Genomic DNA, 12,387 nt, shown 5'->3' with positions numbered 1-12,387 from the left:
CGAAGCCGCCTTTCAACTAAAGACCATGCGGTCTTCAGGGTTATCGGGTATTAGCTCCGGTTTCCCGAAGTTATCCCCGTCTTACGGGCAGGTTGCCCACGTGTTACTCACCCGTCCGCCGCTAACCGAACAGAAGCAAGCTTCTATTCGGTCCGCTCGACTTGCATGTATTAGGCACGCCGCCAGCGTTCGTCCTGAGCCAGGATCAAACTCTCCAAAAGAAAGTTGATTGGCTATTATTTAAATTTCGGTTAACCATACCGAAATTTTTCGATTAACGCTTCGTTTTGTTCAGTTTTCAAAGAACATTTATCCTCTTTATCAGAGCGACTTCCTAATATTATCACAATAAAAAAATACTGTCAACCACTTTATTTTCCGTTCGCTGTTTTATTTATCATCATCAGCGACGTTTTATAATTTATCATACCCTAAAATAAAATGCAATAATTATTTTTATATTTTTTAAAAAAAACATATATTCCATGCTATAAACATATACATAAATGAGCTAACAAAACATACTTTAACATATCCCTTACAAAAAATTGCTCTTTATTTTCATCGCTCAATAAGTATATCAAGCGCATCATCTATAATAACACGCATCACACCATACAACATAGTTCAAATAGGCAGCTCAGGAGGAGGCTTTTGAACAAAATATCAGGATATATTTAGAAATTCAATATCTTTTTTGTTTGACAAATCACCTTCATAAATGAAGGGAGTATTTTCAAAATCAATATTAAACATTGGAAGTAGTATAATTAGGTATCTAAAAAACCAATCACTTCACACGTTGATTCACATGTCTGGATTGGCATTATTCTATTCATTGTTACCCACCCTCTTGATGCATAAAAATCACCGCCTCGCTGGCGATCTTTGACTTTTCAAAGAGGATTGATTCTAGCTTAAGTTACACTTATATGATGCAATCACTCGTTATCCTTGTACTGTATAAATGATAAACAATCTGTAAAAACAAGGTCACCTGACCTCAAATCGGACCATTACACAATGGAACGAATGTTAGGGCATCCCTATCGCTGTACATCATGCCCAATTAGAACCTGGTGGGTATACAAACAGTTTCAGCATCCAAATGCGCATATTTTTTGTAACAGCGCACATAAGCCTTACAGCATCATCGGCAAATGTTGATTCTATTTTTTATCGATTGAGCAGCTTCTTGTACCAATCGCTCTTCTTTATTGTACTCTTTTTGGTCACAGCGAATTTTAGATGTTCATCAGTCAGCTTCCTTTGAGAAAAACAGACACATATCAGAGCAAACCGTAGAAACAGATTTTCATTATACAGCATCCAAAGACTTCATAACGACATTTACATAAGAAATACGGATTCATGAAAAGATGGACGAATTTTGCTTCGAAGAAAGGATATGAGTGAATGTTCTGCTTTTTAGCCTAATTTTTTAAGAAAAGCTCTTATATAATCTACTATATACACTACCTTATCCGTAAAACAAGAGAACACCAATCCCCATATTTTTGCTGATCCTTTGTTATTTTCTAAAATGCTTTTACACAGATTATCCACATTTTTCCCACAAAAACACAGTGCTTATTCACACTGATCATTAAATACTAGCGCTGTTTTGAGCAAATATGTGAATAATTATTTTTTAATATTCACAATTTGTTGATAACTCCAAAATGAAAGGGTGGACAACATGATTCAAGTTAAAAGCTCCATTGTGGATAACCAATTTTTTTCCCATTCGCCTTTATCTAAAGAACAAACCATGATTTTTCAAGCTTTACTAAAAGAAAGGAAAAAATACACATATAAAAATGAACAACAGCTTCTATTTGAGCTGAAGCTACGAGAACAAATTCTTCATACGGCTATTCGCTTAGCAAAAAGTAAAGCACGATTTACCATTTTCCGTTTTTCAAGATGTAATGAACAGTTTTGGTCACGAAACCATTTAGGCGGATTTGAGTTAAAAAAGAATGTGACTCCAGCTGATGGGATTAATGATATTTTTGAAAACAGCCAGCTATACGCCTTTGAGTGTGCAACAGCTATTGTCATCATTTTCTATAAGGCAGTCTTAGATACGATTGACCGGCAAACTTTTAATCAACTGTTCGCCAACCTTCTTTTATACGATTGGCATTATGACGAAGATTTAGGAGTACAAACAAAAACCGGGAACGACTACATTCCCGGCGATTGTCTATATTTTAAAAATCCTGATGTCGATCCAGAAATGCCTCAATGGCAAGGAGAAAATACCATTTACTTAGGAGGAGATCTTTATTATGGGCATGGGATCGGAATCAAAACAAAGGATGAAATTATTTCAGCACTCAATAAACGGCGAAAAAAAGCAGCGAAAAAGTCAGCTTACTTATTAGAACAAACAACAAGAGTAGATTTTAAATATTTAAGCAGGTTTGCAAATAGCGAGCAGCGCATAGCTTTGCCATTCGATCCAAGCCATCTGTTCATTGGGAAAATCGGTTCATCCACTTTCTTGAATTTGTAACGTTTTTTTTTCGATTTTCACTCCATAAATATGTGCCAATGCCCAATAAAATTAAGGAACCGCCAATCCATTGCGATGGTTGGATCATTTCTCCAAGTAAAAAATAGGCTAAAATAGCAGCACCGACAGGTTCAAATAAAATTCCCATTGAAATGGTCGCAGCACTTACCCATTTTACCGACCAATTCATTAACGAATGGCCCAGCAAAGTGGGGATGATGGCAAGTAAAATAAAACAAAGCCAATCTGTTTTTTTATAAGAAAGTAGAGGATAGCGAAAGCAAAGCACATAGAGCAGCAGGGTGAGAGAGCTGATTCCATACACAACATATGTATAGATCGTCAGCGATAGTCTTTTTCGTAACTCCTGTCCAAACAGCCAGTATCCTGTAATCATCATACAAGCAAGCAAGGCTAGCATATCACCGAATAGCGCCTGTCCGCTTATTCGAAAATCTCCCCAGCTAATGATGGTGCTTCCAACAATCGCAAGCAAGCCGCTTAACAACGCGCCAATCGTCAATCTTTCCTTAAAAAACACGTAGCCTCCAGCGAATGCAAACAATGGTTGCAGCGTCACAAGCACAACAGAACTTGTTACCGACGTATAGTTTAAAGATTCAAACCAGAGAATAAAGTGAAAAGCTAACAATACACCAGAGATAGCAGAAAACCACCAATCTCTTTTCGAAATTTTCAATAGTTCACGCCAAGCCGGGAGAAACATCGGAGTCATCAGTGCAACTGTAAAAAAGAGACGGTAAAAAGCGATTACAGCTGCAGGAGCGTGTGCCCATTTTACTAAGATGGCCGATGTTGATATCGAGAGCGCACCGATAAAAAGAGCGAGATACGGCTTAAATAAATTTTGTGATTGCATCATCCATCCCTCGTTCAACGTTTTATAATTTATAATGATTATAACATTGACTGAAGAAGAAAAGGTGATAAAATATGGATTTTCATCTTTTTATGAAGCTAGGAATATCAACGGTATTAGGCCTTGTGATCGGCATCGAGAGAGAATTAAAGCGAAAGCCGGTGGGATTAAAGACATGTTTAGTCATTTCCATTGTGAGCTGCTTATTAACGATTGTTTCTATTGAGTCGGCATATGTATTTCCTTTAAAAAACCGCATGGCCATGGACCCGCTTCGCCTTGCTGCGCAAATTGTATCCGGCATTGGTTTTTTAGGGGCAGGCGTCATTTTGCGCCGAGGGAATGACAGCATTTCGGGTCTGACAACGGCTGCTCTTATTTGGGGAGCAGCCGGAATCGGCATTGCCGTTGGGGCGGGATTTTACTGGGAAGCTATTTTAAGCGTGGGATTACTTATTTTAAGCGTAGAACTCATTCCTCTTCTCACCTCTTTTTTTGGACCAAAGCAGTTACGAGAAAAAGAGTTTGTTTTGCAAATTACTATTTCTAATAACGATCATATTGATGATGTGATTTCTGCCATTAACCAGCAAATCATTGATATAAAAACGGTTCGAATTAAAGATTTTGATGATCATCATCATCTTATTAGACTAAAAGTAGCTGTCGATCAGAAAAAATCAATAACGGATGTCTATTATTCGCTTCGCAGCATCTCATCCATTGTTCATATTGATATTGAAAGTGGTTAATGATGGACAATCCAAGAATGCAATGATCCATTATTTTACTAAAAATATGGAATAATTGAGCTAGACACAAGCGTTTCTGCCAGATGTATGCCCAGTCGGCAAGCGAATGACTTGCCGACTACGGCAGAAAAGCGAGGAGTCAAGCGATGCCAATTTGTTTTTATTGGATCATCAACACACCTGACATTCCATTAAAGCGATATCATTACACTTGATTACGCCGCTTAAACGAAAAGGCCGAAAGATTCACTCGACTCTTTATAAATTGAGATCGTGATTTTACTGAGGAATACTTACTCTATCTTAAACTTTGCAATCATCTCTTGAAGGTGATCAGCTAAACGTTTTAGTTGAATGTTCTGCTCCTTTAAGTAATCAATAGTATGGTTTTGTTGAATAGCAGAAGCAGAAATCTCCTGAATCACCGCTACCCCTTGTTCAGAAATAGCCGCAATTTCCTGAATGGATGTCAAAACCTGATCGGAGGATTGGTATAGATCTTCTGTATTTTTGGCGATAGCATCCATTCCTTTTGTTAACTGCTCTACGGATTCATAAATCGCATGAAATAGTCGGCCATTATCTTCAGCAATCTCCACCCCTTTTACAATATCTTCAAAATCTTGCTGATTTAGCTGAAGCACCACTTTAGCCTGTTCGTTCATTTCCTCTATCGCTTGAGAAATGACTTGAATGGATTCGTCGGTTTGATGGGCCAGCTTCTGAACTTCTTGAGCTACGACCGAAAATCCTCTCCCTGCATCTCCAGCGCGGGCTGCTTCGATGGAAGCATTTAAAGCCAGCAAATGAATCTGCGATGAAATCTCTTGAATCATTTGAATAATGTGGTTAATCTGTTTTAGTTTTTCCCCAAGATCAGACAGATTTTGTTTACTCGTTATTCCATTTTGTTTAATTTTACTCATTTGTTCTGTAATCATTTGTACTTGAATGTTCCCTTTTTCCGCCTGCTCTCGTGCCTGATCTGTAAGGTTTTTAATCCATTTCGTTTGCTCGTCGACATTAGAAATAGACATCGACATTTCAGAAATCATATGAGAAATGCGATCAATATGATGCGCTCTTTCCTCTGATCCTTTTGCTTCTTCATTTGTGCTGACAGCAATTTGCTGCGATGCTTGAGACAATTCGGCAAAGGACCCCAAAAGAATTTCACTGCTTCCATGGATGGTTTGTGAATTATCGCTTACTTGCTGAATGATATGGCTTAAATTTTTTCTCATTTCTTCAAAACTGGTTGCTAAAATGCCGATCTCGTCTTCTCGTTTCATCTTGATTGGTTGGCTAAGATCCCCATTAGAGAGACGATTTGTGTACTGTACTAATTGTGTTAAAGGCTTGGCTATTCGATTTCCGATGAATAGCGCCAGTATGATGCCCGCTGCAATCATCACCACAGTTAAAATGATCGAAAAGGTCCATATCCAATGCTCGAGCTGCTTAATAAACTTAGCGCTCATGTCCACACCAATGATCGCATCCGTTCCCCGCACCGGCATAAAAAAGGATTTATGGACTCCCCACTTATCTTGGTAAATGCTGCTTAAAATCTGTTCTTTTTGTTCATATGATTGTTTTTGTTCCTCTGTAAACGGAGACTCCACCATAAATTCGTCGCTGTCATTTAAAGCGACAATGACATCTCGCCCATTATGTCTCGCCAATACATATACATACTCAATTCCGTTTTTATTTTTAATAAATGAGTCAAGCTCTTGTTTAAGCTCCTCCCCATATTTCTCTGGAAAGGCAATAACATTTTGAATAAGAGTTGGATCAAGTTTTTCCGCCAATGTTTCACCATTTTCAGTTAAGCGCTCATCAAACTGTGGAATTACATGATCTTGGATAATGTAACTAGACACATAATAAACAAAGCCAAATGCAACGACGGAAAATAGAATAAAAGGCAAGATAAAACTTATAATAAGCTGAGATCGAATCGATTTTCTCCAAAGCATCTTTTTCATTCTTTAGCCCCTTCTCCCGAATATTGAAGTTCCTTTCTGTGGATAAATGCTTGTAAATCGAGCCGCAGCAACCGATAAAGCTCGTCCATTGTTTTGCTTTTAAAAAATACGATCGCAAAAGTTCGGTCATTTGCTGCTTGTATCGGCCGGTATTCTAAGATGTGGTCAAACTGTTTTTGAAATAATGGGTGATTAATGGATTGAATCAAGCTTTGAGAAATATGCATAGGAATTTCGGCGCAAAGGAAGCTATAGATGTGATCGTCCATATGTTGAAGCGTTCTGTTCCAGTCCGGGCATGTTCCTCGGAAATAGTGTTCATATACATTGCATCCATAAGCATAGAATCCGAGATCTGTTGTACCTGCTCCAGCAAACCGAAGCGGGTTCACTTCAATCGGAATTATGCTGTCATTATTTTTTCTAATTTCAAAATGAATAGGAAAGTTTTTTAATGGATAAATTTCTTGAAACTGATGCATAAACGCAAGAATGTCATCGTAAATCTCGGCAATCACCTGCTTGGATGTATAATAAATCCGGTCTGATGTATCATATTCATCTTTAAACAATCGTTTAAAAACATTTAAAATCACCGGATGACCGCTGTGGTCATAATAGCCATCAATCGCGTATTCTTCTCCAAAAATCCATTTTTCAATTAAAATACTTTCTCCATCAATAACACTTTGATACATATTCTCCGCTACAAACAGTTCTGTTTCTAACTGCCGCAACGCCGCTTCCCATTCATTTGCGCTTTTTACTTTATATACGCCTACGCTTGAGTACCCTTTGCTGGGCTTTATAACAACAGGAAAAGGGATCTCATCAATCGAATGGCTGTACAGCTCATTCCTATCCGCAACTTTGTAAAAATAATCTGGATACATTTTTTTCAAAGCAGAACGAAAAAGCCCTTTGTCTTTTAACTGTTTGGACCAACGGTTTTGCACGCTATCTGGGGCATATGATTCAAGCAATTTTAAACAGCTTTCTGAATTCGTTAATAGTTTTGTTTGCTCATTCATGAGCCCAAAAAATTCTGTCTCGTCTAATGTCTTTAAGCCATTTAAAGAATTCGATGGATTCCCCTGAACCAAAACAGGGATATCCAATTCTTGCAATGATGCAAGCAAAATCGGTGAAATAATTTGATCATTGATAAGAATCATCTTGATGCACCTTTCTAATAAATAAAAATTAGTACTATAGAAGCACGCTCGTCCATGCTACATCCATGTCTTATCATGTTACTCTAACTGTACAAAAACATTAGGTTGACTATACCGCAATGAAACCAAAGCACTACTCCTTTCACTATTATTTTAGTAAACTATTTCTAACATTTTCTTTATCGTCAGGACTGGAGTAATTTTTAACATATTCCACTGTTATTACTCTATTGTGTAAATTGGCTCATTTCAGAAAGTATTTAACTTTTTCCAATAAACTTTCCTCATTAGGAAATTTGTTCAGGGAATTTCGGTTGTTTATGTCTTCTTTCTCTTTATTTAAAGCGATCATCTATCGAGCAATACAATTGTCCTTCGTGCTGTAATAATTATGATGAATGGACCATATTAAAACTCACGATCGGGAGGCAAATCGGCTCGCCGGCTTCAGATGAAAAGCGAGGAATCCGGTATTGTTCATTGGTTTTTATTGGATGATCAACACGCCTGATCGTTAGCTGCAATGAGGCACAGTCCATTTAACACTATGAACATATTGAAAAATAAAGGCCAAATCATTCCCATCTCTATCCAACTTTAATGACCACTTTCTCAATACCCATTTGCCGTTTTGTATAATACAATTTTTATCGTATATAATCCAATTTTACAAAGGAGGAAATTTATGAAAAAGAAAGCTACTTTTATTTTAGCAGCAGGTTTAACGTTTAGTGCCCTTCTTCCATCATCGTATGCGGCCGTACAATCTCCCGCAGCACAAAAGCATGCCCACCAGAAAATGCAAATCCTCCAAGAAAACTGGGATGCGAAAAACGGTGCTCCAGAATTTCTATCCGGAAAGCTATCTTCACAGTCTTTTAAAAGTGAAAAAACGATCCGGGAATTTTTGAAAAACAATCAAGAAATTTATCAGATCAATCCTGACACAGAGCTTACATTAGTCGATGTGAAGACCGATGAATTAGGCATGACCCACTATAAATATGTTCAGTCACTCAATGGCGTTCCGATAGATGGCGGAGAATTTTTAGTCCATACGGATAAAAACGGGATTGTCAAAGCCACGAACGGAAAGCTCCGTCCTAGCGCTTCGGACAAATTTAAAAACAAAACAGCCGCTAAAATTTCGGATAAAGAAGCCATTGACTTGGCTTGGAAGCACATTAATGTAACGAAACAAGAAACAGAGGTCAAAGAGGATAACGCACCTTTAAAAGAAAAAGCGGATGTCGCCAATACAGTGGAAAAAAGCAAACTGGTTATTTACGAGAAGGATGGAAACTACTATTTGACCCACAAAGTAGAATTGCAATTTATTTATCCGTATCCGGCCAATTGGAAAATTTACGTTGATGCAAATAACGGCAAAATTGTCGATGCCTACAATGCTGTAGCCGAAGAGGCAACAAGCGGCTATGGCTACGGAGTATTAGGAGATTACAAAACTCTTAATACTTACTACTCTAACGGCACCTATTATTTATACGATGTGACAAAGCCGATGTCAGGGGTCATCGAAACACGCACGGCGCAAAATGGCACGAGCTTGCCTGGCTCCTACTCTGTTGACAGCGATAATGCATGGACTGCTTCTTCACAACGTGCTGATGTAGATGCCCATTATTATGCAGGAGTCGTCTACGACTATTACAAAAACACACATAATCGCAATAGCTTTGATAACAACGGAGCAACGATTCGCTCAACGGTTCACTATAGCAATAGATATAACAACGCATTTTGGAACGGAGTACAGATGGTTTATGGAGACGGGGACGGAACGACGTTCGCTCCTTTATCAGGCGGACTCGATGTTGTCGCACATGAGTTAACACATGCTGTCACTGATCGAACAGCAGGGCTCGAATATCGCAACCAATCAGGCGCATTAAATGAATCAATGTCAGATGTTTTCGCTTGCTTTGTAGATTCAAATGATTACTTAATCGGCGAAGACGTCTATACACCTAACGTTTCCGGCGATGCTTTAAGAAGCCTTTCTAATCCTCAAGCATACGGACAGCCAGCTCACATGAACGACTATGTATACACCTCTTCAGATAACGGCGGAGTGCATACAAATAGCGGTATTCCAAATAAAGCTGCCTATTTGACGATTACTGCAATTGGCAAGGAAAAAGCAGAAAAAATTTATTATCGAGCATTAACTGTCTATTTAACTCCAACAAGCAATTTCAGCAATGCTCGAGCCGCTTTATTACAAGCTGCTGCTGATTTGTATGGATCCGGCAGTTCAACATATAATGCGGTGGCCAACGCTTGGAACCAAGTAGGAGTATATTAAACCTCCTCCAAACAGAGCCAAAGCCAAAAGAATATGATTTCTTTTGGCTTTGGCCTTCTTTCATCTATTGAATGATGCAACCCGCTTCACAAGCAGAATCTCATTTTTTCGACGGTCAGAGGCTAATCAAGGTGCCGTTCGCTTGAAGGGCGGAAATCTACACTTAGCAAATGTATGATGACATGTTTTGGTCAGTGTTTCGGCAAAAATTCCTCAATGATATGGCTGTCTCCACCATGAATCTGATTGGAAGCTAACAACTCTTTTTCCGTTAATAATTGAAATCCATACCTTTGCAGCTCGCGTTTTTGAATTTCAGACAGCTGCTCATAAGACACAATAGCCGGCGTCCCCGACGATTTATAAATTAGGTTTTTCGTGACTGGACATTGGAATACATCAGCGACAAATCCTTCTCCATCTTGGATCGTAAATAGACGAATCGGCATTACATTCATACTTTCTCCCTCTTTTCACTGTTTGTTGGCCTTTATAAGTACTGACGATTTTTCTATTATATTTCCCACCAACCGACTGTCTATACGATGCGTTTTCCTACAATGATAAGATCTCGCTCCACGCCATCTAATTCCGCAACTTTCGGAAAATGCCCCCATGTAGTAAAGCCAAAATGAGAGAAAAGACGCAAGCTTGGTTCGTTATGGGCAAAAATAAATCCGAGTAGCGTTTTAATATTCAGCCTTGGGCATTCATCAATGGCGGCTTGTAACAATTGCTTTCCCATTCCTTGTCCGCGATATTGTTCAGAAATATAGATGCTGATTTCCGCTGTATGCTGATAAGCAGACCGTCCATAAAAAGACTGAAAGCTGAGCCATGCACATATTTGCCCCTCTTTCTCAACGACCCATAGCGGCCGGGTGTCAGCAGAATGTTTCCAAAACCAGCTTTCTCTGCTCTCTACCGTTATCGGTTCTAAATCTGCTGTGACCATTCTTGAGGGAATGGTTTCGTTATATATACGAACAATCGCCGAAAGATCCTCATAACGAGCATCCCTAATCATCAATGATTCCTGCATACTTCCCATTCCTCCTTAAGCATTTTATTTGCAAAAATACATAAAAAGGGAGCATACTTAAATATTATTTAAAGCGAGTGACTGAATCTTCCAGAAGCGCTGATTTTACTTCTTAATAAAACATGAAAGGAGGAAGCAGATGAATAAGACACTGATCGTGTATTTAGTGTCGCTTGCTGCATTTCTTGGTCCATTTACACAAACGATCTACACACCTATTTTACCAGAAGTCACAAAAGATTTTGGCACATCTTCATTTTTGGTGAATTTGACAATCTCCATTTTTACTTTGTTTTTAGCACTCATGCAGATCGTTTATGGACCTCTTACAGATACAAAGGGGCGAAGAAAGGTTCTTTTATTTGGTATTTTTATTTATGTACTAGCATCTCTTGGCTGTTTCTTTTCACATTCCATTTCTATCTTGCTCGTCTTTCGCGCTCTGCAAGCCATTGGAATTGCGGCTGGCTCCGTCGTTGCTGCTACGGTGATCGGCGATTTATTTGAAGGGAAAGCAAGAGGAAAAGCGATGGGAACGTTTCAAATGATGGTTTCGCTTGGCCCGGTCGCAGGGCCGATCGCTGGAGGCTTTATTGGGGGAAGCTTTAACTTTCATACCGTCTTTCTTGTCCTTGTATTCGTAGGCGCTGTTATTTTCCTGTTCAATTTTATTTTTTTAAAAGAAACTAAAACGGAAACAGGCTCTACAGAACGCTTCCAGCCACGGGATTTTGTTTTTATTTTAAAAAATCACACGGGCGCGTCCATCATTTTATTGGGCTTTACGCAATACTATGCGCTATATAACTTTTTAGTATTTTTGCCAAACATTTTGAACGACCGATACGCGCTTCCAGCAGAACAAAAGGGAATCGTGTTTCTATGCATGTCTTTGTTTATTGTCGTGGGCAGCTTCGTCGGCGGAAGGATACAAGGACGCTTCCCAAGCCGAAATGTGATTGTCACGACCGCCTATTTAAATGTGTTGGCCGTGTTCTTATTTCTTTTAGTTTCACATATAGCGCTCCCATTACTGATTGTTTCCATCATGCTATTTGGATTCTTCCTAGGAACCTCTTTGCCTGTACAAACAACTCTTCTTACGCAAATATTTCATTCCAACCGATCTACTGCTATTGGGGTCTATAATTTTTTCCGATATATTGGAATGGCGTGCGGACCTATAATCGGGAGCTGGCTTCTTAAAATCGGCGGATATGATACGATCTATGGATTTGTTGATGTGCTGTTTCTCTGCTGCTCGTTAATACTTATGAAGCAATTTGGCAAAGCAGCCTATAAGCCGCAATAATCCAACGTTTCTAGTGGTCATTTTAGGGAAGGACGTTCGAACAAGATTTGTCCTTTCCCCCATTGAACCATATCGCTTTTCGTGGCCAACAAACTCGTAGGTTGAAAACATATTATAAGACTCTTCCGTTGAAAAATGAAGAAATTAAGGTAGCTGGAGCATCATGGATATGAGGCCTTGCTGTTTCGGCAGCCGGGTGTAAGACTGAAAGCAACGTTCTCAAACCTTCGTCACACAGATGCGTGACGAAGGCAAATTCACAAATTCGTTTCCGGTCGCCGCTCTTCCAAAGATCGTTCGTCTCTTTTTTACTAGCGTTGATATAGCGTGAACGGATGCTCCGGCTAACATATCGTCCCATTTCTGCCCTATAATCTAAACTTCCAAA

General features: G+C 39.0%; 9 protein-coding genes and 1 rRNA gene. 4 read left to right on the top strand and 6 right to left on the bottom strand.

What is annotated here, in order from left to right:
- Window positions 1-221, bottom strand: a 16S ribosomal RNA gene (locus tag AT864_RS10660); the annotation flags it as partial.
- A gap of 1,478 nt (window positions 222-1,699) precedes the next feature.
- On the opposite strand from AT864_RS10660, the gene AT864_RS10655 reads away from it, so the two are divergent.
- The gene (locus AT864_RS10655) at window positions 1,700-2,521 is read left to right on the top strand and encodes a protein-glutamine gamma-glutamyltransferase (protein WP_066148911.1); all 822 of its coding nucleotides are present in this window, start codon (window positions 1,700-1,702) and stop codon (window positions 2,519-2,521) included.
- Here the strand turns inward: AT864_RS10655 and AT864_RS10650 are convergent.
- Window positions 2,481-3,401, bottom strand: coding sequence for a DMT family transporter (locus AT864_RS10650; protein ID WP_066148908.1), 921 nt, complete (start codon window positions 3,399-3,401; stop codon window positions 2,481-2,483). The genes AT864_RS10655 and AT864_RS10650 overlap by 41 nt on opposite strands.
- Before the next feature lie 74 nt (window positions 3,402-3,475).
- Between AT864_RS10650 and AT864_RS10645 the strand changes: the two genes are divergently transcribed.
- Window positions 3,476-4,153, top strand: coding sequence for an MgtC/SapB family protein (locus AT864_RS10645; protein WP_044745071.1), 678 nt, complete (start codon window positions 3,476-3,478; stop codon window positions 4,151-4,153).
- A 293-nt stretch (window positions 4,154-4,446) separates the two neighbouring features.
- Here AT864_RS10645 and AT864_RS10640 read toward each other — a convergent pair whose 3' ends face one another.
- Window positions 4,447-6,144 carry a methyl-accepting chemotaxis protein gene (locus AT864_RS10640; RefSeq protein WP_066148906.1) on the bottom strand — a complete coding sequence of 566 codons (1,698 nt, stop codon included), beginning with the start codon at window positions 6,142-6,144 and terminating at the stop codon, window positions 4,447-4,449.
- Window positions 6,141-7,319 carry an ATP-grasp domain-containing protein gene (locus AT864_RS10635; RefSeq protein WP_066148905.1) on the bottom strand — a complete coding sequence of 393 codons (1,179 nt, stop codon included), beginning with the start codon at window positions 7,317-7,319 and terminating at the stop codon, window positions 6,141-6,143. The genes AT864_RS10640 and AT864_RS10635 overlap by 4 nt, the downstream gene beginning before the upstream one ends.
- Before the next feature lie 685 nt (window positions 7,320-8,004).
- Here AT864_RS10635 and AT864_RS10630 point away from each other — a divergent pair.
- Window positions 8,005-9,645, top strand: coding sequence for a M4 family metallopeptidase (locus tag AT864_RS10630; RefSeq protein WP_066148903.1), 1,641 nt, complete (start codon window positions 8,005-8,007; stop codon window positions 9,643-9,645).
- Window positions 9,646-9,836: 191 nt separating this feature from the next.
- Here AT864_RS10630 and AT864_RS10625 read toward each other — a convergent pair whose 3' ends face one another.
- Both AT864_RS10625 and AT864_RS10620 read right to left on the bottom strand, forming a co-directional pair.
- The gene (locus AT864_RS10625; protein WP_044745075.1) at window positions 9,837-10,103 is read right to left on the bottom strand and encodes a hypothetical protein; all 267 of its coding nucleotides are present in this window, start codon (window positions 10,101-10,103) and stop codon (window positions 9,837-9,839) included.
- 80 nt (window positions 10,104-10,183) lie between these two features.
- Window positions 10,184-10,672: a GNAT family N-acetyltransferase gene (locus AT864_RS10620; protein ID WP_066148935.1), complete on the bottom strand. Its 489-nt coding sequence runs from the start codon at window positions 10,670-10,672 to the stop codon at window positions 10,184-10,186.
- Between the two features lie 154 nt (window positions 10,673-10,826).
- Here AT864_RS10620 and AT864_RS10615 point away from each other — a divergent pair, with 154 nt between their 5' ends.
- On the top strand, window positions 10,827-11,999 hold the full coding sequence (locus AT864_RS10615) for an MFS transporter (protein ID WP_044745076.1): 1,173 nt from the start codon (window positions 10,827-10,829) through the stop codon (window positions 11,997-11,999).
- Window positions 12,000-12,387 lie beyond the last annotated feature (388 nt).

Origin of the sequence: Anoxybacillus sp. P3H1B (assembly GCF_001560855.1) — a bacterium.
In the GTDB taxonomy this organism is placed as follows: Bacteria; Bacillota; Bacilli; order Bacillales; family Anoxybacillaceae; genus Anoxybacteroides; species Anoxybacteroides rupiense.
Note: the sequence above shows the minus strand (reverse complement) of the source record. Positions and strands in the feature narration are given on the sequence as shown.

Excerpts from the sequence above, each read along its gene's own strand:
- AT864_RS10655 (WP_066148911.1), top strand. The coding sequence starts at position 1,700 with ATGATTCAAGTTAAAAGCTCCATTGTGGATAACCAATTTTTTTCCCAT.
- AT864_RS10650 (WP_066148908.1), bottom strand. The coding sequence starts at position 3,401 with ATGCAATCACAAAATTTATTTAAGCCGTATCTCGCTCTTTTTATCGGT.
- AT864_RS10645 (WP_044745071.1), top strand. The coding sequence starts at position 3,476 with ATGGATTTTCATCTTTTTATGAAGCTAGGAATATCAACGGTATTAGGC.
- AT864_RS10640 (WP_066148906.1), bottom strand. The coding sequence starts at position 6,144 with ATGAAAAAGATGCTTTGGAGAAAATCGATTCGATCTCAGCTTATTATA.
- AT864_RS10635 (WP_066148905.1), bottom strand. The coding sequence starts at position 7,319 with ATGATTCTTATCAATGATCAAATTATTTCACCGATTTTGCTTGCATCA.
- AT864_RS10630 (WP_066148903.1), top strand. The coding sequence starts at position 8,005 with ATGAAAAAGAAAGCTACTTTTATTTTAGCAGCAGGTTTAACGTTTAGT.
- AT864_RS10625 (WP_044745075.1), bottom strand. The coding sequence starts at position 10,103 with ATGAATGTAATGCCGATTCGTCTATTTACGATCCAAGATGGAGAAGGA.
- AT864_RS10620 (WP_066148935.1), bottom strand. The coding sequence starts at position 10,672 with ATGATTAGGGATGCTCGTTATGAGGATCTTTCGGCGATTGTTCGTATA.
- AT864_RS10615 (WP_044745076.1), top strand. The coding sequence starts at position 10,827 with ATGAATAAGACACTGATCGTGTATTTAGTGTCGCTTGCTGCATTTCTT.